This window comes from Solirubrobacter pauli (assembly GCF_003633755.1).
Lineage (GTDB): Bacteria > Actinomycetota > Thermoleophilia > Solirubrobacterales > Solirubrobacteraceae > Solirubrobacter > Solirubrobacter pauli.
In genome coordinates this window covers 1,804,789-1,826,496 of the sequence record NZ_RBIL01000001.1, presented here as the reverse complement: position 1 = coordinate 1,826,496, position 21,708 = coordinate 1,804,789, and the positions used below count along the sequence as shown (strand labels likewise).

The window sequence follows — 21,708 nt, the reverse complement described above, 5'->3', positions numbered from 1 at the left end:
CGCACCGGGTGCGCTTCGCCTTACGCGAGTTCTTCGGCGACCGCTTCGGCGGTCGCCGGCAACGCGTCCGCGAGCTGCGCGCGCGAGGAGATCCCGAGCTTGCCGTAGACCCGCGCGAGGTGGTTGTCGACCGTCTTGGTGGTCACGTAGAGCAGCTGCGCGATCTCGCGGTTGCTCAGCCCGTCGCCGGCCAGCTCGGCGACGCGGCGCTCGCCCGGGGTGAGCGCGTCCGGACCGCTGAACATCTGCCGCCGCGGCCGTCCGCCGGCTACGACGAGCTCCTCGTGCGCGCGCCGGACGAGCGCGTCGGCGCCGCAGCGGCGGGCCAGCTCGAGCCCTTCGCGCAGCGGCTCCCGCGCGGCCGCGCGCTGGTTGGCGCGCCGCAGCGCGGCGCCGAGGTCGACGAGGCAGCGCGCGTGGTCCAGTCGCGCGGGCGAGTCCGCGAGCACGTCCGCCGCGGCGGCGAGCCGGGCGGGGTCGCTGCCGTGCGCGAGCGCCTGGCCGTGTAGCGCGACGCCGAGCGCCGACGGCGTGCCCCAGCGGCGGGCGAGCTCGAGCTGCTCGTCGGCGAGCCGGATGGCCTCCGCCGCGCTGCCCTGGTGCAGCAGGCACTCCGCCGCGCCCAGCCGCCACGGGTCGCCCGGGTTGCGCAGGTTGATGCGGGCCGAGCGCTCGCCGAACTCGGTGAAGTCGTCGAGCGCCTCCTCGTGGCGGCCCTGCGCGGCGCGCAGCACGCCGCGCGCGTAGAAGACCGGGTTCAGGCAGACGAACTGCGGCAGCGCGGGCCCGCAGCCGCTCTCGGCGATCGCGGCCTCGGCGCCGTCGAGGTCACCGCGCGCGACCAGCGCCAGCGCGAGCACGCCGAACAGCGGCGGGCGGACGAAGCCCGACAGGCCGGGCAGCACCGCGGCGGTGCGCGCCTCCTGCTCGGCGCGCGTGACGTCCCCGCGCTGCCATGCGATCAGCGCCCGGAGCGCGCACGACGTGGAGATGCCGAACACCGAGCCGCGCGCGCGTGCGTCCGCGAGCGTGTCGTCGAGCACCGACAGCGCCAGCTCGTGCGCGTCCGCGTAGGTGAGCACCCACAGCGCTTCGTAGATCGGGATCGAGTCCGCGGCGTCGGCCGCCTGCACGCGCGCCGCGGCGAGCGCGCGGCGGCCGTGCTCGACGGTCTCCGCCGCCGTTCCCGCGGCCCACTTCCAGCAGGCGACGTTGGCGATCTGCAGCAGCTCGCCGGGCGTCTCGCCGCGGAGCGTCTCGAACCGCGCGAGCCGGCCGTTCGCGCGGCTCACGGTCGCCGGGTTGAGCAGGCCGATCGAGGACAGCGCCGCCTCCATCCGCCACACGTCCTCGGGGTCGGCGATCCCGCCCAGCTCCTCGATCTCGCGCTCGAGCAGCTCGTAGGCCTCGACGAGCCGGCCCGACACGAACACCGCCTGGTGCAGGGCGAGCGCGCGGGCCGGCCGCAGCGTCGGGTCGTCGGTGCGGGCGAGCGCCTCGCGCAGGTGCTCGGTCGCGGCCTCCAGGTCGTCGCCGCACGCCCACTCCGCCGCGCCCAGCTCGCTCAGGACGGCGGCCAGCGCGTCCATGGCGGGCGGCTCGCGCAGCGCGCGCCGCAGGTACGCCCGCGCCGCCTCGGGGGCGCCCTGCCGCATCGCCCGCGCGGCGGCGGTGCGCAGCTGGCGCACGACCTCGGCGTCGCCCTCCGGCTCGGCGGCCAGCAGGTGCGGAGCGAGGACGTCCGCACGCAGACCGGCGTCGCGGAGCAGGCCGGCCGCCCGCGCGTGCAGTGCCGCGCGCTCGGCCTCGGTGAGCCCGTCGAGGACGCACGCGCGCACCATCGCCTGCGCGAACGCGACCGGGCGACCGGGACGCAAGAAGCCCTCGGCCACGAGCGCGTCGACGCTCGGCTGGGCGTCCGCCACCCCGGCCAGCACGCCGACGTGGCGCAGCTCGGCGTGGCCGTCGAGGATCGCGACCGCGCGCGCGACCGCGGTCGCCTGCGCGGGCAGCCGCCCGAGCCGCAGCAGCACGGACGCCGTGAGCGCACGCGAGCCGAGCCGCTCGACCTGCGCGGGCTCGGCCGGCAAGGCCCGCGCGAGCTCCTCGAGCAGGAACGGCACGCCGCCGGTCGCGCGTTCGGCGGCGGCGACGAGCTCGTCCGCGACGGGGGAAGCCGGGCGCGCCGCGGGCGCCGGGCCCGCGTGGTCGGACAGGAAGGCCGCGATGCCCGCGCGCGTGAGCGGCGCCGGGCGCAGCACGCGCGCGGCGGCGACCGCCAGCTCGTCGAGCAGCGGTGCCGGGCCCGTGCGGGCGGTGAGGACGACCGCGATCGCCTGGCCTTCCAGGCGCGTCGCCAGGTACAGCAGCGCGCGCAGGCTCGCCTGGTCGGCCCAGTGCACGTCGTCCACCGCGATCAGGACCGGCTCGAAGGCGGCCGTCAGCCAGTGCAAGCCGTGCAGGACCGAGAACGGCGCGTCCACCACGGCGGGCGCGGCGGCCTCGAGCCCGAACGCCGGCGCCGCCAGCGCGGCGGCGTCCGACAACAGCTCGGCGCGACGGTCCGCCGACGCGCCCAGCAGCTCGCGCTCGAACAGCTGCCGCACGACGCCGAACGCGAACGACTGCTCGAGCTCGCTCGCGCGTGCGGTGAGCACCGTCAGGCCGCGCTCGCGCGCCTCGTGGCGCACGCGGTCCAGCAGCGAGGTCCGGCCGATGCCGGGCGGTCCCTCGACCAACGTGAGCGACCCCTCGCCCGCACGCGCCCGGTCCAGCGCGTCCCGCAACGGCGCGAGCTCCGCCTCCCGCTCGATCAACTCGCGCACGCCGCCGATCATAAGCCGCGGCAGTTGGCGCGGCAACGCGCGTAGGATGCGGCGCTGGTGCTACTCGAGCGGGGTGCGGAGGAACGGGCGCTGGCGGACGCGCTCGCGCGGGTCCGGGACGGTGCCGGGGCGTTGGTCGTGCTGGAGGCGGCCGGCGGGCTGGGCAAGACGAGCCTCGTGCGCGCGACGCACGAGCGCGCCCGCGCGGACGGCCTGCGCCGGCTGCACGCGCGGGCGAGCGAGCTCGAGTCGGGGTTCGGCTTCGGCGTCGTGCGCCAGCTGTTCGAGCCGCTGCTGCACCAGGCGGCGCCGGACGAGCGCGAGCGGTGGCTGGCGGGTGCGGCCGCGCTCGCCGGGGCGATGTTCGCACCCGCACAGCCCGCGCCGACCGCGGTCGGCGACGACGCCGTCTTCCAGCGGCTGCACGGCCTGTACTGGCTGACCGCCAACCTCGGCGACGACGGTCCACTCGTGATCAGCGTCGACGACGCGCAGTGGTCCGACGCGCCTTCGCTGCAGTTCCTCGGGTTCCTCGCGCGCCGGATCGAGGCGACGCCCGTGCTGCTGCTCGTGGCGACGCGGCCGATCAGCGAGGGCTCCGATCCCGCGCTCACGCAGCTCGTCGCCGACCCCACGGCGCAGGTGCTGCGGCCCCGGCCGCTCAGCGGCGACGCGGTCGGGCGGCTGCTCACCGACGTGTTCGACACGCAGGCCGAGGCCGCGTTCGTGCGCGCCTGCGAGCAGGCCACGCAGGGCAACCCGCTGTTGTTGAGCGAGCTGCTGCGGGAGCTGACCGCGCTGCGGATCGCGCCGACCGCGGCCGAGGCCGCGCGGATCGAGGCGCTCGGCCCGCAGGGCGTCGCGACCGTCGTGCTCGCCCGGATCGCCCGCATGCCGACCGTCGCGACCGCGCTCGCCCGCGCGCTGGCCGTGCTCGGCGACGGCGCGTCGCTGCACGCCGCCGCGCAGCTCGCCGCGCTCGACGATCCCGTCCCGGCGCTGCGCACGCTGCTGGCCGCGGAAGTGGTGGTGGAGAGTGACGGGCTGAGCTTCGTGCACCCGATCGTGCGCGCGGCGGTCTACGACAGCGTGCCCGACCGGTCGGCGCTGCACTGGCGTGCGGCCCGCATGCTCGCGGCGGCCGGCGACGCGGACGAGGCGGTCGGTGCCCAGCTGCTGGCGGCGGCCCCCGCCGGCGACCCGTGGGCGGTCGACGCGCTGCGGGCGGCGGCCGGTCGCGCGCTCGCGCTGGGCGACCCGCGCGGCGCCGTCACGCACCTGCGGCGGGCGCTCGCCGAGCCGCCGACCGCCACCGCTCGAGCGAGCGTGCTGCTCGAGCTGGGGCGAGCGGAGGCCCGCGCCGGCGACCCCGAGGCGATCGCGCACCTGGAGCGCGCGCTGGAGGAGGCGCAGGACGGCCGGCAGGCCGCGCAGGCGGCGCTCGACCTGGCGCCGGTGCTGAAGTTCGCCGGCGAGTCCGTGCGCGCCGTGGCCGTGATCGAGCGCGTGCTCGGGCGGCTCGACGCGGCCGGCGCCGCGAGCGAGCACGCCGGAGCAGCGGACGCGCCGAGTGGCGAGGCGCCCTCCGACGCGGCGCTCGCCGAGCAGCTCGAGGTGGAGCTGATCGGCTCCGCCTACATCTCGATCGCCGCGCGCAAGCTGCTCGCGCCCCGGCTCGCCGCGCTGCCGGTCCCGCCCGACGTGCCCGAGACGTACTTCGACCGCTTCCGGTTGACCGGGCTCGCGTTCGACGCGTTCGCCGCCGGTCGTCCCGCGGACGAGGTCGCGGAGCTGGCCACGCGCGGGCTCGCCTACGGCGCGATGGCCACCGACCCGACCGCGGGCGGGCACGCGTTCGTCTCCGGCGCGGTCGCGCTGATGTTCGCGGAGCGCTACGACGACGCGGACCGCCTGTACTCGGGCGCGCTCGAGGACGCGCGCCGGCGCGGGTCGGGGATCGCGTTCGCGACCGCCTCGAGCCTGCGCTCGCTCGTCGCCTACCGGCGCGGGCGGCTGTCGGACGCGCTGGCCGACGCGTCGGCGGCGCTCGAACTGGCCGCCGACGTGCACGGCTCGCAGGGCTTCCTCGCCGCCGCGCTCGGCACGCTCGTCTACACCGCGCTCGACCAGGGCACGGTCGACGCGGAGCTGGAGGCGTTCGCGGACCGCTTCGTGCGCGAGCAGGCCGCCGACACGCTGCCGTACAGCCACGCCATGCACGCCCGCGCCTGCCTGCGCGTGCACCGCGGCGAGCTCGAGGCGGCCTACCAGGAGCTCCTGGCCACGGGCCGGCGCGAGCTCGAGTGGGGCGCGCGCAATCCGGCCGTGACGCCGTGGCGCTCGACGGCGGCGCTCGTCGCCCACGCGCTCGGGGACGAGCGGTCCGCGCGCGAGCTGGCGCTGGAGGAGGTGTCGCTCGCGCGGGCGTTCGGCGCGCCGCGCGCGCTCGGGGTCGCGCTGCGGGCGGCGGGCCTCGTCGCCGGGCAGGAGGAGGGCATCTCGCTGCTGGCGGAGGCCGTCGCCGTGCTCTCACGCTCGCTGGGCGCGCTCGAGCACGCGCGGGCGCTGATCGACCACGGCCTGGCGCTCGCGGCGGTCGGTGCGACCGCGCAGGCCCGGCCGCGGCTCGACGACGGCCACGCGCTGGCCATCCGCTGCGGCGCGGCGGCGCTCGCGGCACGGGCGGGCCTCGCTCCAGCGGCCGTCCCGGTCGTGGCGGCGGCGCCGGCGGCGCTCACCCCGTCGGAGACGCGCGTCGCCCGGATGGCAGCGGAGGGCATGACCAACCGCGACATCGCGCAGGCGCTGTTCGTGACGCAGAAGACGGTCGAGATGCACCTCGGCAGCGTCTACCGCAAGCTCGGCGTGCGCTCGCGCCGCGAGCTGCCGGCGGCCCTGGCGGCCGCCTAGAGCGCCGCGGCGGGGATCGAGGCCTGGAGCGCGCGGCGCGTGCGGTGCAGCAGCTGGGCGACCGCGTTCGCGTTGACGCCGAGCCGGTCGCCGACCTCGTCGTAGGAGAGCTCGCCCAGCTCACGCAGCAGCCACGCCTTGCGCTGACGCTCGGGCACGCGGGCGAGTGCGCCGAGGACGGCGTCGCGGGTCACGCCGTCCAGCGCGGCCTGCTCGGGCCCGGCCTGCGTGCCGCGCTCGACGGGCACGCCCGCCTCGCGCAGCGCGTCCAGTGACGCCTCGTCGCGGCGACGGCGCTGCAGGTCGAAGCACGCGTTGCGGGCGGCGGCGAAGACGTAGAAGCGCAGGCGGCTCTCGTCGCCACCGGTGTCGACGCCGCGCCGGGCGAGGTTGAGGAACGTGTCCTGCAGGGCGTCGGCGGCGTCGTGCTCGTTGCCGAGCATCCGGACGCAGTACGCGTACACGCGGTCGCCGTGGGCCGCGAAGAGGCGGGCGAGCACGTCGTGGTCCAAGGGCTGAGCTTCCATGCGGTCGGTGAACACGAAGCGAATCCTCCGGCCTGAGCGCTTCCCGGTCATGAGGAGCCACTCCTCATCTTTGACCCCAGGGATCCTGGGGCACCCTGGGGTGAGGCGTAAGCCCCGCGGCTGCGCGTGCGTCTTAGGGAGTGCGATGATCGCCGCCGTGGACACCGTCCTGCCCGGGCCTGAGCGCGAGGTGCTCGCCCTCCTCGCCGAGAGCGGGCTCGACTACGACCTGATCGCCGAGCTGCTCGGCGTGACGCGGGTCGACGTCGCCGACCTCGCGGCCGCCGGGCGGCTGCGGCTCGCGGGCGCCGCGGCCCCGCCCGAGCCGTGCCGGGCTCAGCTGCCTCGCCTCGCCGGCCTGATCGACGGCGAGGCGGTCATGGCGCCCGTGCACGCCGGCGACTGCGCGACCTGCGCCGCGACGCTGGCGGCCATGCGCGCCGCCGACGCGGACTACCGGGCCCGGCGGCCCGGGCCGATGCCGGAAGCGCTGCGGCGCCGTCTCTCCTGAGCGCGGCGTCACCCGGCGCGGTGCCGGGTACGCCGCGACGATGGCGATCCGGATCGTGCGCGCGGGCCTGCTGGGCTTCGTCGTCCTTGTCGCGCTCGAGCACGCGCTGCGGACCGACCTGCCGCCCTCCGACCACTTCGTGAGCGAGTACGCCGTCGGCTGGACGCGGCCCGTGCAGACGGTCGCGTTCCTCGCGTGGGCCGCGGCCACCGGGGCCTGCGCGCTGCTCGCCGCCCGCGTGCGCGTGCGGCCGATCGCCCGCACGCTGGTCGTCGGGCTGCTCGCGGCGGCGACGATCGGGCTGCTGATGGCGGCCGTGTGGCCGACGGAGACGGTCGCGGGCGAGCTGCCGGCCGGCGTGGAGCGCACGCTCGGCGGCCGGCTGCACGACCTCGGCACGCTGGCCATCCTCGCCGGCCTGCTGCTGGCCGCGCTGGTCTCGCTGCGGCTCGTCCCGAGCACGCGCTACCGGCTCGAGGTCGCCGGGCTGGGCTTCGCGCTGATCGCGATCGTGCCGGTGCTCGTCGCGCTGGGGCTCGACTGGCCCGGGGTCGGTCAGCGGGGGTTCATCCTTGTCGGATTGACCTGGCAATGGCGCTTCGCCACATATATGGGTCAGAGTGACAAAAACTCGCTATAGTCCTTCAGGTCAAAGAGACCAGAAAGACGGACGATGATGGCTGAGATCAAGCGCTACCCCTTCTTCAGGCACCTCCGGGCCGAGCCCACCAACCACGTGCTCGGCTACCGGAACGGGACGCTGCGCCGCGAGGGCGCGGGGCAGGCGTTCTGGTTCCGCGCGATCAACACCGCGATCGCCGAGGTGCCGATCGACGACCGCGAGCTGCCGTTCCTGTTCCATGTGCGCAGCGCGGACTTCCAGGCGCTGACCGTGCAGGGCGTGATCACGTTCCGGGTCGTGGACCCGCAGCGCGTCGCACGCCGGATCGACTTCGCCGTGGACCTGGACAGCGGGCGTTGGACCCAGACGCCACTCGAGCAGCTCGCCGGGCTCGTCATGCAGCTCGCGCAGCAGTTCGTGATCGACGAGCTCGTCAAGCGCGACGTCCGCCGCATCCTGGCGGACGGCGTGGCGCCGATCCGGGCGCACATCGCCGCCGGGCTCGCGGCCGAGCCGGCGCTGCAGGACCTCGGCATCGAGGTCGTGGCGGTCCGCGTGGCCGCCGTCGCACCGACGGCCGAGCTGGAGAAGGCGTTGCAGCAGCCCACGCGCGAGGCGATCCAGCAGGACGCCGACCAGGCGACGTTCCAGCGCCGCGCGCAGGCCGTCGAGAAGGAGCGCGCGATCGCCGAGAACGAGCTGCAGAACCGGATCGAGCTGGCCCGCCGCGAGGAGGAGCTCGTCGGCCGTGAAGGCGCGAACCAGCGCAAGCGCGCCGAGGAGCAGGCCGCCGCGGCGATGGTCGAGGCGCAGGGCGCGGACGAGCGCCAGGCGCTGGCGGCCGCGCGCAAGGCGGTGACCATCGACGAGGTGCAGGGGGCGCAGCTGCGGATCGACGCCGAGCGGGCGAAGATCGACGCCGAGATGCCCGCCGACGTGCTGCTGGCGCTCGCGCTGCGCGAGCTGGCCGGGAACCTCGGCAAGGTCGAGCACCTGACCGTCACGCCGGACATGCTCACCCCCGTCCTGGCGCGGTTGGCCAAGTGAGCCTCGTCCCCCGCCTCGTCCTCGTCGAGCGGCCGACCGAGTTCCGCGACCTGCTCGCGCGCCACGGCACGCGCGAGCAGGCGCGGTTCTTCCTGGCGCAGCGGGGGCTCGAGATCGGCGAGGTCGAGGAGCGCCACCTGCGCTACGAGGAGACGCGGGCGCGCGTGCTCGGCGCCGTGCCGCCGACGTGGCGCACCGCCACCGTCGGCCGCGAGGACCTGGACCGCTTCCTGTTCGCCGACGACGACGTCGTGGTCGTGCTCGGCCAGGACGGCCTGGTCGCCAACGTCTCCAAGTACCTCGGCGGGCAGCCCGTGATCGGGCTCAACCCGGAGCCCGAGCGCTTCCCGGGCGTGCTCGTCACCCACCGCCCGGCCGCGCTGGCGGACCTGTGCGCCGACCTGGCGGCGGGCCGCGCCGCGATCGAGCCGCGCACGATGGTGCGCGCGGCGCTCGACGACGGCCAGGAGCTGCGCGCGCTCAACGAGGTCTTCCTCGGGCACCGCACGCACCAGTCGGCGCGGTACGCGCTGACGGTCGGCGGGCGCAGCGAGCACCAGTCCTCCTCCGGCTTGATCGTCGCGACCGGCACCGGCGCCACCGGCTGGGCGAAGAGCATCAACCGGGGCCGGCTGGCGCTGCCCGCGCCGGTCGCGCCGGAGCTCGCGTGGTTCGTCCGCGAGGCGTGGGAGAGCCCGACGACCGGCGCGTCGCTCACGGCCGGACTGCTCGCGGCGGCGCAGACGATCACGGTCACGAGCGAGATCGAGGGCGTCGTGTTCGGCGACGGCATCGAGGCCGACCACCTCGCGCTCGACTGGGGCCAGCGCGTCACGATCGGCGCGGCCGAGCAGCGGCTCGCGCTCGTGCGTTAGCGCTCGACCCGCTCGCGCACGACCTCGGTCGGCAGGTCCGACACGAGCGCGCCGAACGCCGTACGGGCCCAGACGGTGTCGCGCTCCAGGTAGGGGCGGCCGCCGTCGTCGAGCACCTCGGGTGCGCGGTTGGTCTTCAGGTCACGGGCGCACGCCCGGCACACCGGGAGCTTCGGGCTCGAGCCCCAGCGACCGGTGGTGGTGCTGCGCCCGTGCGTCGGATTGAGCGCGCACAGCGGCACCGGCGGCGCTTCCGGCCGGCCGTGGGTGAGCGCGCGGGCGTTGCCGAGCGCGGTCTGCGCGAGGTCCTCGAGCACGAGCGCGCCGACCAGGTCCGCATCGCTCGCGTCCTCGTCGGCGAGCAGCCGCCCGGCGGTGTCGCGGGCGTCGAGCGCGCGCTGGTAGTGCTCCTGCGCACGGGCCTCGCGCGGGACGGGCTCGGCGTCGAGCTGCGCGGCCAGGTCGGTCAGCTCACGCTCGACCGTCTGCCGCAGCTCGCGGCGGCGGGCGCCGTGCGCGGCCTCGAACACGTGGTCGGGAAGCGTCAGCGCGCCGGACGCCGGACGAGCGCCTCGGGGTGGAGCGCTCAGCGTCCTGGCGCTCGCGCAGCTCCTCGGCGTGGGCGACCACGTCCGGGTCCTCGAGCGCGTCGAGGAAGCGGTTCAGCGTGGTCGCGATCCGCTCGTCGTAGTCGCGGTCCTCGGCGAGGATGGCGACGGTGGCGGCGGCGCGCACCGGGTCTTCCTCGGCGGTCGGCGTCGGCGTCTCGGCGTAGAGGATGCCGTCCTGGACGGTGACGAACGCGGCATCGTCACGGCCGGTGCGACGGCGCAGCACGGTCAGCAGCTGGCGCGGCTTGCCGTCCACGGAGTCGCCGGCCACGAGCGGGACGAGCGCGACGAGCACGGGCGGCGTGGTGTTCCGCAGCCGCGCGACCAGGTCGGTCCGCTCCTGCTCGGTGAGCGCCGATCGCAGCGAGGGGTCCACGTGCAGCGGGCCCTGTGCCAGCCCCGTCGCGGCGGCGCCGACCTCCTGGGCGGCGGCGCTCGCCGGCCACAGGACGAGCAGCAGCACGGCGGCGAGCAGGAGCCTACGCACGCCGGTAGGTCCGGAAGAGGAACGAGCCGGCCCAGCAGATGGCGCCGGTGAAGAGGCCCGCGACCGCGCAGGAGAGCAGGACGACCCAGTCCGGCGTGGTGCGGTCGTCGCTGTCGTCGAGGAAGTCGTCGGGCCGGTCCTCGGGGAGCGGCTCGAGCGGGTCGGTGGGACGTTCACGCTGATACGAATAGCCGTCCTCGCCGGTCCGCGCGACGATCTGGAACACGCCTCGCAGGCGCGGGACGATGTTCCTGGCGCCCTCCTCACGGGCGTACTCGAGCTCGAACGGCACGTCGAAGTCGCGGTCGAGGTCGATCTTGAGCAGCTCGAAGTTGCCGCGCTGGTCGACGTTGATCAGCAGCCGCTTGGCCTTCGGCAGCCGGTCGTTGAGCGCCCACAGCATCCGGTCGGCCTCGCCACCGCTCTCGTCGGACTCGACCGACGGCAGCGCGACGACCTTGACGTCGAACGGCAGGTAGGCCTCGCGCAGGTGGCTGACGATCAGCGTCCGGTCGGCTTCGGGGAGCAGGAACTCCAGCTCGGGATGCACGTACAGCGGTGCGGTCCTCAGCCCCGCGGCGGCGCGGTCCAGCCGGTCCTCCGCGCGCGCGGGCGCGGCCAGCACGAGCAGCGCGAGCAGCACCGGCACGAGCGCCTTCATCGCCGGTCCTCCGCGAGCGCCGCGCGCATGTCACGCCGCAGCGCGCCGAACCCCGTGCGCGCCCACACGGTGTCGCGCTGCCAGTAGGGGCGGTCGCCGTCCCACACCGACTCCGGCGCCCGGTTGGTCCGGATGGCGTGCGCGCACGCGTCGCACGCCGGCACCTCGACCAGCGCGCGGTCGGACTGCCAGCGCGTGGGCGTCACCGGGCCCTTGTGCCGGGGGTCGAAGAAGCAGCGCGCCCGCTCGTCGCCCTTGAGCGCCTCGCGGCCGCGGCGGGCGAGCACGAGCGCGCCGAGGTCGTCGATCGGCTTGCCGCGCTCGAGCGCCATCGCGGCGGCGACCTCGAGGTCGACGGCCCGCTCGCTCGGCGCCTTGCGGCGGCCGAGGTCGCGCACCAGCCGCGCGTGGGCGTCCACGGCCTGGGCGCGTACACCCTCGGCCGGGATCGTCGACCGCGCGTGCCGCCGGCCCCGGGCGCGCCGCCGGCGGTAGCGACGCTCGAGCCCGACCACCGCCAGCGTCAGGCCGACGAAGAACGAGCCGAGGATCGAGAAGCCGAGCGCGGCCGAGGACAGCCGGCCGTCATCGTCACCGCGGTCGGTGAGGCCGGCGTACGGCGTGGGCTGCGGGCCGCCCTCGCTGGGCGGGATCACGGCGCGTTGCGCGCGCGGCAGCCGCGGCTCGCCCCGGACGAGCGCGAGCGCATACCGGATCTTGTCCATCCCGGGCGCGTCGCGGTCGATGTCGTAGCTGGTGGCCATGAAGATGTCGTGCGACCGCACGGGCAGCTGCACGCCGTACGCGCCGACGTCCAGCCGGCCACGGTCGTCGCTGACGATGTAGACGCCGTCCTTGCCGAGCCCGTCGCGCAGCAGCGCCAGCCGGTCGTCCCCGTACACCCCTTCGACGCTCATGTCGGGCGCGACGATGAGGTACGTCGGGACCGGCATCGCCTTGACCTCGCGCTCGAGCGCCTTGCGGTCGGCGTCGTCGACCCGGCGCGTGACCGAGTCGCTGACGTACACCGGCGAGGCCTTCAGCTGCTCGACGAAGAAGTCCGTGCGGTCCTGCGCGTGCACGGTGCTCGCGCCGGAGAACGCGAGCGCGAGCGCGATCGCGGGCACGGCAAGACGGCGGGGCACCCCGACACTATGCCCGCGCCGTCCGACGGCAAACGGACCGGCGGGTACGGTCGGGGTCGAGGTGGACGAGAAGCCGATGAGCGTCGCCTGAGTGCCATGGCACAATCGCGGCGATGAAGCGAGCGCTCACCGCTGCCCTGATCGCCGCCGCCCTCGCGGGCTGCGCCGGTGAGCCCGTCCCGGCGGAGGACGAGGGCGCCGCCGTCGAGGCCTCGGGCTGGCCCGCGGAGCGGACGCCGGAGCCGGGCTTCGACCCGGACGATCCCGCCCTGACCACGATCCCCGACGACGGCGCGCACGGCGAGCGGATCGTCCGCGCGGCGGGCAAGCGCTCGGACTTCAAGGTGCCGGCGAAGGCCGTCGCCGGCCTCGAGCCCGGCCCGCTCGTCCGGGCGGTGGTGACGCGCCCGTTCTACGAGCTCGACAGCGAAGTCGCGGCCGACCGGCTCAACCCCGCCCAGCTGGCCGTCTACGCCATCTACCTGGCCGACTTCGAGATCCTCAACGGCGGCTTCTCCCAGTTCTGGCTGAACGCCGGCGCGCTGGGGCCGGAGCTCGTGCCGGCGGCCGAGCGCGTCGGGTCGGCCGAGCTGGCCGCGATCTTCCGCGAGGCGGAGGCGGTATGGCCCGGCGGCAAGGTGCCGCGCGACCGGGCGAAGCGCGAAGCGCTGCTCGACCAGCTCGACGGGGAGCGGCTCGCCGCCGTGGACGAGCGCTACGCGGCGACGCAGTACCAGCGCAAGACGGCGCTCGCGAACGTCCTCGGGCCTTACATCCGCGGGAACACGCGTCAGTTCGTCATCGGCTGACCCGGCAGCGGCGGGGCAACGGGACGCGCCTCGCTCGGCCAGTCCGCGTACGGCTCGGGGCCTTGCACGCCCTCCGCTCCGTAGCGGGCGGCGAGCTCGCTGGGCGGATAGGCGAGCGTCTGGCCCTTCCGGCGCGCGCCGATCTGCAGCAGCCAGCACGGGCCGTCCCCGGCGCCGACGAACGCGTGCGTGGCGCCCGGCTCGCAGTGCACGAAGTCCCACGTGCGCAGCGGACGCTCCTCACCGTCGAGCAGCAGCAGGCACTCGCCCGCCAGCACGAGGAAGTCCTCCTGCACGCTCTCGTGGTGGTACTTGCAGCTCGGCTGGCCGGGCTGCAGCACCTGGATGTTGATCCCGGTGTCGTCGAAGTGCGTGCCGGGCCGGTCGAAGTCGATCGTGATGCCGGACAGCGGATGTTCGAAAGCCGTCGCGTCGGCGACGTTGACGACGTAGGAAGGCCCCATCCGCGCGACGTTACCGCTCTTCCGGCACGGGGCGCAGCAGCGCGGGGCCGAGCGCGACGACGCGGCGCGCGGCACCGAAGAGGTTGCGTCCGAGCGCGAGCACGTCGCCGCTGCGGCGGGCCGGGTGGCCGTCGCCGATCCGCGCGCGGTCGTTGCCCGTGTAGAGGCTGCCGGGCGACGGCGCGGCCTCTCCGCCCAGGCGGTACCAGCGATCGACGAACACGAGCGCGAGCTCGCCCGCCGGCCGGACGGTCTCGTAGAGCAACGTCATCAGCTTGGACTCGCCGCCGACCGTGCGCTCGTGGCGCCGGCTCGTGAGCGCCCGCTCGACCGCCTTGGCGATCTCGTCGGGGTGGTAGGCGTCGAACAGCTTGGCGGGGCTGCGGCCGATGGCGCTGGTCGCGCGGCCGTAGATCGGCGTGTCCAGCGGGCCGGGGTTGATCATCGCGAAGCGCACGCCCGTGCCCTGCTCGCGCTCTTCGACCTGCAGCGTGTTGAGGAAGCCGCGCAGCGCGTGCTTGGCGGCCGTGTAGCTCGAGAACGCCGGCAGCGGCAGGCGCGCCATCATCGACGACACCGCGATCACCGTCCCCTCGCTCTCGCGCAGGTGCGGGAGCGCGGCGCGCAGCAGGTTGACGGCGCCGCCGAACGTCACGTCCAGCGTGCGGTCGAAGTCGTCGGGATCGACCTCGAGGAAGTGCCCGAAGACGACGGCACCCGCGTTGGAGATCACCACGTCCAGGCCGCCGAGCCGCTCGACGGCCGCCTCCACGACGGCGGTCGCCGCCGCCCGGTCCGACAGGTCGGCGGGCAGCGCGTGGGCTTCGGCACCGAGCTCGCGAGCCCGTCGCGCGGTGTCCTCGAGCGCCACCTCGCCCCGCGCCACCAGCGCGAGCCGTGCGCCGCCCCGGGCGAGGCGTTCGGTCGTGGCCAGCCCGACCCCACTGCTGGCGCCGGTGAGCAGGATCCGCAGTCCGTCCATGCCGCGGGTACGACCCCGGCGGGCTCACCGGCGCACCGAGGTGTCCGCTAGGCGACCGCGACGGCCTCGATCTCGATCCGGTAGCCGGGCTCGAACAGGATCGACACGCCGATCAGCGAGGCGGGCACGCGCGGCACGCCTTCCACCGCGGCGAGCCCCGCCCCGAGCGCTTCGAGCTGGTCCGGCGTCCAGTCGGTGACGTACATCGTCAGCTTCACCAGGTCGGCCGCCGTCGCGCCCGCGGCCTCGACCGCCGCGACGACGTTGCGCAGCGCCTGCTCGGCCTGCGCGGCGAGCCCGCCCTCGACGAGCTGGAGGTCGTCGTCGGACCCGACCTGGCCGGCGACGTGGATGATCCGCTCACCGCTCGCGACGGACACGTGGTGGTAGAAGGGGGTCGTCTGACGGCCCGGGACGTTGAGGAGTTCGACGCTCATGTGGGTCCCAGGTATACGGGAGCTACGCGCCGAACTCGTCCCGCATCGCGTCGGCGATCTCGCCCTGAGGCGCGCCGCGACGCCGGCGGTCGAGGAAGACGTCCACGCGCTCGGCCTCCGGCACCGCGTAGCGGGCACGACGCGCCGCGGTGCCCAGACGAGAACGGCGTTCGTGGTGTCGACGACGGTGGCGCCGGCCGCGTCCGCCCGGATGCGCTTGGCGGTCGGCTCGTGGCGCAGCCCGGCGTCGTGCAGCAGGTCGCGCGTGCGGGTGCTCATGACCAGCAGGACGGGGCGCCGTGCGCCACTATTCCGCGAATGGTCGACGGAGACACCGCGCGCCTCTACCACGCGCTGACGTCCTACCAGGACGGCGACGACTTCCCCGCGCCGCCGGCGGACCACCCGCTCGTGCTGCAGGACCTGATCTCGAACGACTTCGCGACGTGGCCGTACCCGTACAAGCGCTACGCGGACGACCTGCCGCGCTTCGCGCTGCCCCGCGACCTGAGCCAGGACCCGCTCGCGCGGCTGCTGTTCCTCTCGTCCGGCGTCGTGCGCACCGCGCAGCGGGAGAACCGGCCCCAGCAGCTGTTCCGCGCCGCGGGCTCGGCCGGTGGGCGGTTCCCGCTCGAGCTGTACGTCTCGCGCGCGGACGGCGTCCACTGGTACGACCCGGAGGCGCACGCGCTGGTGCGGATCGGCCCGGCGGCGGGCGGGGAGGCGACGACGCTGGTCGTGACCGGCGTGCCCTGGCGCACCGCCTGGCGCTACGCCGAGCGCGGCTTCCGCCACCTGTACTGGGACGCCGGCACGATGCTCGCCCAGACGCTGGCGCTCGCGCCGGCCGCGCGGCTGTTCACGCGCTTCGACGACGCGGCGTCGACCCGTCTGGTCGGTGCCGACGGCGTGCACGAGTTCCCGCTCGCGCTGGTCGCGCTGGGGGACGGCGCGCCGCGGATCGAGCCTGGCGGGACGAGCGCGACCGGCGCGGTCGACCATGCGCCGCGCGAGCTGCCGCTGATCACGGCGGCGCAGCGTGCCGGCGATGGCGCGTACGCGGTCGGCGACCCATGGCCCGCCGCTCCGACCCCACCGACCGACGACCTCGAGGACGTGATCCTCAGGCGCGGCTCCACCCGGCGGATGGACGCCTCCGCCACGATCGCGAAGGCCGACTACGAGGCCGCGCTCACCTACGCCCTGACGCCCGCGAGCCAGCCGCACTACATCGCCGTGCACGGCGTCGAGGACGTCGAGCCCGGCCTCTACCGCTGGCCGGACATCACGACCCCGTTGCGCCCCGGCAACCTGCGCGAGGAGCTGCTGCGCCTGTGCTGGGACCAGGACCTCGGCCGTGACGCCGCGTTCGTGGTGATGGGCGCGACCCACCTCGACCGCCTCGGCGACCGCCAGTACCGCGAGGCCCAGCTGGACGCCGGCCTCGTCGAAGGCCGGCTGCACCTCGCGGCCTACGCGCTCGGGTTCGGCGCCAGCGGCATGACGTTCGTGGACTCGATGTTCCCGGCGACCGTCGGCGAGCCGCTGGCGGCACTGCTGTTCACCTGCGTGGGCGTGCCGCGCTACCGCAGCAAGGCCGGCGGCGGCCCGGGCACGCCGACGTCGGTCGTCGTCCCGGTGGCCGGGCTGACGTTGCCGGAGAGCTAGCGCTGATCCGCCGGCGTGTCGAGCACCTGATGCGTGATCTCCGTCGCCGTCTGGTCGCTGTCGTGGGTGGCCCGGCTGATGCTGAACGCCGTCCCGCAGACGAGGAGGACGGACATCAGGGCGACGGTGATCGGGCGGCGGGGAGTCATGGCGGGGAAGTCCTTTTGGGGAGGGGATGCTTGCGGGGAGAAGACTCCCGCTCGCGGGCTCCTCGAACCCGGAGGACAGCCGGTGAAGCGCCTGGCGGCGAACCGCCAGCTCCCGTCGGCGTCCCCAGATGAGCACACCGGAAGGCCGCCCTGCGACATTAAGGGGCATGCGCATTGGCCTGCTGGGGCCGTTGGAGATCGAGCACGACGGAACGCCGGTCGCGGTCGGAGGCGGCCGCCTGCGCGCGCTGCTCGCCCGGCTCGCCCTCGACGCCGGCCGCCCCGTCACCACCGGGGCGCTCGTGGACGCGCTGTGGGAGGACGACCTCCCGGCTGATCACGTGCACGCGCTGCAGTCGCTCGTCTCGCGCCTGCGGCGTGCGCTCGGGGACCCGGCGCTCGTGGCGCCCGCGCCCGGCGGCTACCGCCTCGAGACGACGTGGACCGACGTGCAGGAGTTCGAGCGCGCGCCCGGCCAGGCTCTGCACCTGTGGCGCGGCCCGGCGCTGGCCGACCTGCGCGAGTACCGCTTCGCGCAGCAGGCGGCCGCGCGGCTGGAAGAGCAGCGCGTCACGGCGCTGATCGACACCGGCGACGTGGCCGCGCTGGAGGCGCTGCACACCGAGCACCCGTTGCACGAGCGGCTCGCGGCGCGGCTGATCGGCTCGCTGTTCGCCGTCGGCCGCCAGGCGGACGCGCTGGCCGTCTACGAGCGCACGCGCCGCCGGCTGGACGACGAGCTCGGCGTGGCGCCTTCGCCCGAGCTCCAGCAGGCGCACCTCGCGGTGCTCCAGGCCGAGCCGACCGCGGCGCGCCGCACGAACCTCCCGGCGCCGGTCACGAGCTTCGTCGGCCGTGAGCGCGAGCTGGCCCAGATCGACGAGCTGCTGCAGCGCTCGCGCCTGGTCACGCTGCTCGGCCCGGGCGGCGCGGGCAAGACGCGGCTCGCGCGCGAGGCGGTCGCCCGTCACGTCGACGAGTGCGACGACGGCGTCTGGTTCGTCGAGCTCGCGCCCGTGACCGCCGAGTCCGAGCTCGTCCCCGCCACGCTCGGCGCGCTCGGCCTGCGCGAGGCGGTGCTGCCCGGCATGATGCCGCGCGACACGCTCAACCACCTGCTCGGCGTGCTCGCCGAGCGCGAGGCGATCGTCGTCCTCGACAACTGCGAGCACGTGATCGCGGGCGCGGCCGACCTCACCGACCGCCTGCTCGCCGCCTGCCCGCGGCTGAAGGTCGTCGCCACGAGCCGTGAGGCGCTCGCGATCGACGGCGAGGCGCTCGTCCCCGTGCCGCCCCTGGCCGAGACGCCCGCGCTGGCGCTGTTCGCCGACCGCGCGGCGGCCGCCCGGCCCGGCTACGTCGTCGACGACGCCGCGCGCGAGATCTGCCGCCGCCTGGACGGCCTCCCGCTCGCGCTCGAGCTGGCCGCGGCGCGCCTGCGCACGCTCACCGCGAGCGAGCTCGCCGCGCGGCTGGACGACCGCTTCCGGCTGCTCACCGGCGGCAGCCGCACCGCGCTCCCACGCCACCGCACGCTGCGCGCCGTCGTCGACTGGAGCTGGGAGCTGCTCGAGGAGCCAGAGCGCGTGCTCGCCCGCCGGCTGGCCGTGTTCACCGCCGGCGCGACCGTCGCGTCCGCGAGCGCCGTCTACGGGGACGACGCGTTCGACGGCCTCGCCGCGCTCGCCGAGCGCTCGATCGTGCAGGTCGTCCCCGACGCCGAGCCGACTCGCTACCGGATGCTCGAGACGATCCGCGAGTACGGGCTCGAGAAGCTCGAGGAGGCGGGTGAGCTCGACAGCACGCGCGCCGCGCACGCCCGCTACTTCGCCGACCTCGTCGCGGAGGCCGAGCCGAAGCTGCGCGGCCACGAGCAGGCCCGCTGGTACACGCTGCTGGACGCCGAGCGCGAGCACATCATCGCCGCCCTGCGCCACTTCAGCGACGTCCAGGACGCGCGCTCCGGCGTCCGGCTCGCGGTCGAGCTGTTCTGGCTGTGGCTGCTGTCGGGCAGCCAGCAGGAGGCCAAGACGTGGACCGCCTTCGCGGTCGCGATCCCGGGTGAGGCCGATCCCACCGACCGCGCGATCGCCGAGAGCGTGCTGCAGCTGGCCGCGTTGGAAGACCATCCGTACCAGGAGGACGCGCAGGCGCTGATCGCCGAGATGTACGAGCGCGTCGGGGCGCTGGACGACGCCGACCGTCCGCTCGTGGCGCTCGCCAAGGTCGTGCTGGAGCTGTTCGCCGGCGTGGAGTCCAACACGCACGAGCGGGCGGCACGCGAGCACCCGGACGCGTGGGTACGCGCCGTCGTGCGGCTGTTCCTCGCGGGCAAGGCCGAGAACGACGGCGAGATCGAGCTGATGGGCGAGCACCTGGCGACCGCGCGGACGCAGCTGATCGAGCTCGGCGACGCGTTCGCGCTCGGCATGGCGCTGTTCCTGGAGAGCGGCCGGCTGATGCTGCTGTCGCGGCTCGACGAGGCCGAGCAGACGCTCGAGGAGGTGCGCGAGGCGTTCTCGGCGCTGAACCCGGACGCGCTCGCGGGCATGCTGGACATGCGCATCTCGGACCTGCGCCTGCGCGCCGGTGACGTCGACGGTGCGCGCGAGCTCGCGTCACGCGCACGCCACCGCCGGGACATCGGCCGCGACGACCTCGCGTTCGTCCAGTCCTTGCAGGCGCGGATCGAGTGGCTCGCGGGGAACCTGGACGCCGCGGACGCCGTGCTGACCGATGCGCTCTCGCGCCTGGAAGGGCTGCCGCCCGCGATGCCGGGCGCGCACGGCCACGCCCTGGTGAACGCCGTGGCGGCGTCCGTGGCCGCCGAGCGCGGGGACTTCGAGCGCGCCGCGACCTACCTGGCGGTTGCGCAGGCGGCGGCGGAGAACACGAAGGACATGCCGATGCACGCCGCGGTGGCGGTCAGCGCGGCGGCGGTGGCGGCGGCCAAGGGTGACCACGACGGCGCCGCCGAGCTGCTCGCGGCGGCGACGGCGATCCGCGGCGTGGACGATCCCACCAACCCGGAGATCACCCGGCTCGCGCTCACGCCGCCTCCGCCGCCGACCCGCGCCGCGGGCCTGGAGCGGATGGCCGCGTTCGCCTCACGCCCGGCGCCCGTAACCCCGTAGGGCGAGCGGCACGAAGATCACCAGCAGGGCCGCCATGGACACGAGCGTCCAGAGCAGGTGGTTGCCCATCGGCTGGTCGAGCAGCAGCGCGCGCAGCGTGCCGATCAGGTGCGTCATCGGGTTCACGTCAGTGAACGACTGCAGCCAGCCCGGCATCGTGTCGGTCGGGACGAACGAGCTCGAGCCGAACGTCAGCGGGAACATGATCAGGAAGACGATGCCCTGCACGGCGCCCGGCGTGCGGGCGACCGTGCCGATGAACACCGAGGCCCAGGCCAGGCACAGCGCGAACGCGATGACGATCGCGCAGGCGGCGAGCACCTCGAGCGGGCCGGTCTCGGCGCGGAACCCGATCACGTAGCCGAAGCCGAGGGTGACGACGCACACAAGCGTGAATCGCACGATGTCCGCGAGCACGGCGCCGATCAGCGGTGCGGCGCGGGAGATCGGCAGGCTCCGGAAGCGGTCGAAGACGCCCTTCTCGATGTCGGTGTTGAGGTTGACGCCGATCGCCACCGCGCCGAACGCGATCGTCTGCGCGAGCACGCCCGGCAGCAGGAACTGCAGGTAGTCGTGCTGGGAGCCGCCCGCGATCGCGCCGCCGAAGATGTACGTGAACAGCGCGAGGAAGATCATCGGCTGGACGGTCACGTCGATCAGCGCCTCGGGGTTGCGCAGGACCCCGAACAGGTTGCGCTTGGCCAGCACGAGGCTGTGTCGGGGGAGAGCCAGCGCGCTCATGCGAGCACCTCCTGGGTGTTGGCGGCCGCGTCGGTGCGGCCGGTCAGGGTGAAGAAGACCTCATCGAGGCTGGGCAGGTGCAGCGACAGCTCGGTCACCGCGATCCCGGCCTCGGAGAGGCGGTAGACGGCGTCGCCGAGCACCTCGTCGCCGCTGACGGGGACCGTCAGGACGCCGCGGTCGGTGCGCTCCGCGCGCACGCCGGCGAGCTCGCCGATGAGCGTCGCGGTCTCGTCGATCCGGCCCGGGTCGGTCGGGCGCACGGTCAGCCGCTGACCGCCGACGACGCGCTTGAGCCCGTCCGGCGTGTCGTGCGCGATCACGCGGCCCTTGTCGATGACGGTGATCTCGTCGGCGAGCGCGTCGGCCTCCTCGAGGTACTGCGTGGTGAGCAGCACCGTCGAGCCGTCGTGGACGAGGCTGCGCACGACGCCCCACATGTCCTCGCGCTTGCTCGGGTCCAGGCCCGTGGTCGGCTCGTCGAGGAAGATCACCGACGGGCGGCCGACCAGGCTCGCGGCGAGGTCCAGCCGGCGGCGCATGCCGCCCGAGTACGTCTTGGCGGGACGCTTGGCCGCGTCCGTGAGGTCGAACCAGGCGAGCAGCTCGGCGGCGCGGGCGCGCGCCTGCTTGCCGCTCAGGTTCAGCAGCTGGCCGATCATCACGAGGTTCTGCTCGCCGGTGAGCAGCTCGTCCACGGACGCGTACTGGCCCGTCAGCCCGATCGTCTCGCGGACCTTGGCCGGCTCGGCGGCGACGTCGATCCCGTCGATGCGGGCGCTGCCCTCATCCGCGCCGATGAGCGTGGCGAGGATCCGGACCGCGGTCGTCTTGCCCGCTCCGTTCGGCCCGAGCACGCCGAGGACGCTCCCGCGGCGCGCGGCCAGGCTCACCCCGTCCAGCGCCTGCGTGTCCTTGAAGCGCTTGCGGAGCCCTTCAGCTTCGATGGCGTAGTCCATGTCGCCAGCATCGGCGAGGCCGCTCGCAGCGTCCTCGCGGATCGCTCACAGCGCTGCGAGCGGCTGTGAGCACAGCGGGCGCGCGTGAACTCATCGCCTGGGTAGGCCTCTGGGACAGGCAACTTTGAGCCCCAGGAGGCACGA

General features: G+C 75.1%; 19 protein-coding genes. 8 read left to right on the top strand and 11 right to left on the bottom strand.

Features of this window, described 5'->3' with window-relative positions; genetic code table 11:
• Positions 1 to 20 precede the first annotated feature (20 nt).
• Positions 21 to 2,825 carry a helix-turn-helix transcriptional regulator gene (locus C8N24_RS08545; protein WP_170178944.1) on the bottom strand — a complete coding sequence of 935 codons (2,805 nt, stop codon included), beginning with the start codon at positions 2,823 to 2,825 and terminating at the stop codon, positions 21 to 23.
• A gap of 57 nt (positions 2,826 to 2,882) precedes the next feature.
• On the opposite strand from C8N24_RS08545, the gene C8N24_RS08540 reads away from it, so the two are divergent.
• The gene (locus C8N24_RS08540) at positions 2,883 to 5,735 is read left to right on the top strand and encodes an AAA family ATPase (RefSeq protein ID WP_121249649.1); all 2,853 of its coding nucleotides are present in this window, start codon (positions 2,883 to 2,885) and stop codon (positions 5,733 to 5,735) included.
• Here the strand turns inward: C8N24_RS08540 and C8N24_RS08535 are convergent.
• Complete coding sequence (locus C8N24_RS08535; protein ID WP_170178943.1) at positions 5,732 to 6,277, bottom strand: RNA polymerase sigma factor; 546 nt, start codon at positions 6,275 to 6,277, stop codon at positions 5,732 to 5,734. The two genes, C8N24_RS08540 and C8N24_RS08535, sit on opposite strands and share 4 nt — an antisense overlap.
• 130 nt (positions 6,278 to 6,407) lie before the next feature.
• Between C8N24_RS08535 and C8N24_RS08530 the strand changes: the two genes are divergently transcribed.
• From C8N24_RS08530 to C8N24_RS08515, 4 genes are read left to right on the top strand one after another with little or no spacing between them, the layout of a single operon-like run.
• Entirely contained in the window at positions 6,408 to 6,773 is a 366-nt protein-coding gene (locus C8N24_RS08530) for a hypothetical protein (protein WP_121249647.1), read from the top strand.
• Between the two features lie 40 nt (positions 6,774 to 6,813).
• A complete protein-coding gene (locus C8N24_RS08525) occupies positions 6,814 to 7,413 on the top strand; it encodes a DUF998 domain-containing protein (RefSeq protein ID WP_121249646.1) in 600 nt (199 codons plus the stop codon).
• A 36-nt stretch (positions 7,414 to 7,449) separates the two neighbouring features.
• Positions 7,450 to 8,442: an SPFH domain-containing protein gene (locus tag C8N24_RS08520; RefSeq protein WP_121249645.1), complete on the top strand. Its 993-nt coding sequence runs from the start codon at positions 7,450 to 7,452 to the stop codon at positions 8,440 to 8,442.
• Complete coding sequence (locus C8N24_RS08515; RefSeq protein ID WP_121249644.1) at positions 8,439 to 9,317, top strand: NAD(+)/NADH kinase; 879 nt, start codon at positions 8,439 to 8,441, stop codon at positions 9,315 to 9,317. Before C8N24_RS08520 ends, C8N24_RS08515 begins: the two co-directional genes overlap by 4 nt.
• On the opposite strand, the gene C8N24_RS08510 is transcribed toward C8N24_RS08515, so the two are convergent.
• From C8N24_RS08510 to C8N24_RS08495, 4 genes are read right to left on the bottom strand one after another with little or no spacing between them, the layout of a single operon-like run.
• Positions 9,314 to 9,847: a hypothetical protein gene (locus C8N24_RS08510; RefSeq protein ID WP_121249643.1), complete on the bottom strand. Its 534-nt coding sequence runs from the start codon at positions 9,845 to 9,847 to the stop codon at positions 9,314 to 9,316. The genes C8N24_RS08515 and C8N24_RS08510 overlap by 4 nt on opposite strands.
• Positions 9,789 to 10,415, bottom strand: coding sequence for a hypothetical protein (locus tag C8N24_RS33770; RefSeq protein ID WP_170178942.1), 627 nt, complete (start codon positions 10,413 to 10,415; stop codon positions 9,789 to 9,791). The genes C8N24_RS08510 and C8N24_RS33770 overlap by 59 nt, the downstream gene beginning before the upstream one ends.
• Positions 10,408 to 11,076, bottom strand: a complete 669-nt coding sequence (locus tag C8N24_RS08500; protein ID WP_121249642.1) for a hypothetical protein — start codon at positions 11,074 to 11,076, stop codon at positions 10,408 to 10,410. Before C8N24_RS08500 ends, C8N24_RS33770 begins: the two co-directional genes overlap by 8 nt.
• The gene (locus C8N24_RS08495) at positions 11,073 to 12,221 is read right to left on the bottom strand and encodes a hypothetical protein (RefSeq protein ID WP_147447699.1); all 1,149 of its coding nucleotides are present in this window, start codon (positions 12,219 to 12,221) and stop codon (positions 11,073 to 11,075) included. The genes C8N24_RS08500 and C8N24_RS08495 overlap by 4 nt, the downstream gene beginning before the upstream one ends.
• Before the next feature lie 113 nt (positions 12,222 to 12,334).
• Here C8N24_RS08495 and C8N24_RS08490 point away from each other — a divergent pair, with 113 nt between their 5' ends.
• Positions 12,335 to 13,030: a DMP19 family protein gene (locus C8N24_RS08490; protein WP_121249640.1), complete on the top strand. Its 696-nt coding sequence runs from the start codon at positions 12,335 to 12,337 to the stop codon at positions 13,028 to 13,030.
• Here the strand turns inward: C8N24_RS08490 and C8N24_RS08485 are convergent.
• Genes C8N24_RS08485 through C8N24_RS08475 form a run of 3 tightly spaced genes read right to left on the bottom strand, consistent with a single transcriptional unit; the run spans position 13,012 to position 14,913 of the window.
• Positions 13,012 to 13,494, bottom strand: coding sequence for a cupin domain-containing protein (locus C8N24_RS08485; RefSeq protein WP_121249639.1), 483 nt, complete (start codon positions 13,492 to 13,494; stop codon positions 13,012 to 13,014). The two genes, C8N24_RS08490 and C8N24_RS08485, sit on opposite strands and share 19 nt — an antisense overlap.
• 10 nt (positions 13,495 to 13,504) lie before the next feature.
• Entirely contained in the window at positions 13,505 to 14,476 is a 972-nt protein-coding gene (locus C8N24_RS08480) for an SDR family NAD(P)-dependent oxidoreductase (RefSeq protein WP_121249638.1), read from the bottom strand.
• Between the two features lie 47 nt (positions 14,477 to 14,523).
• Positions 14,524 to 14,913, bottom strand: a complete 390-nt coding sequence (locus tag C8N24_RS08475; RefSeq protein WP_121249637.1) for a RidA family protein — start codon at positions 14,911 to 14,913, stop codon at positions 14,524 to 14,526.
• Between the two features lie 318 nt (positions 14,914 to 15,231).
• Between C8N24_RS08475 and C8N24_RS08470 the strand changes: the two genes are divergently transcribed.
• Positions 15,232 to 16,581, top strand: coding sequence for a nitroreductase family protein (locus C8N24_RS08470; protein WP_121249636.1), 1,350 nt, complete (start codon positions 15,232 to 15,234; stop codon positions 16,579 to 16,581).
• 316 nt (positions 16,582 to 16,897) lie between these two features.
• Complete coding sequence (locus C8N24_RS08465; protein WP_170178941.1) at positions 16,898 to 19,864, top strand: AfsR/SARP family transcriptional regulator; 2,967 nt, start codon at positions 16,898 to 16,900, stop codon at positions 19,862 to 19,864.
• On the opposite strand, the gene C8N24_RS08460 is transcribed toward C8N24_RS08465, so the two are convergent.
• Both C8N24_RS08460 and C8N24_RS08455 read right to left on the bottom strand, forming a co-directional pair.
• Positions 19,838 to 20,605: an ABC transporter permease gene (locus C8N24_RS08460; RefSeq protein ID WP_121249634.1), complete on the bottom strand. Its 768-nt coding sequence runs from the start codon at positions 20,603 to 20,605 to the stop codon at positions 19,838 to 19,840. The genes C8N24_RS08465 and C8N24_RS08460 overlap by 27 nt on opposite strands.
• Positions 20,602 to 21,564: an ATP-binding cassette domain-containing protein gene (locus C8N24_RS08455; protein ID WP_121249633.1), complete on the bottom strand. Its 963-nt coding sequence runs from the start codon at positions 21,562 to 21,564 to the stop codon at positions 20,602 to 20,604. Before C8N24_RS08455 ends, C8N24_RS08460 begins: the two co-directional genes overlap by 4 nt.
• Positions 21,565 to 21,708 lie beyond the last annotated feature (144 nt).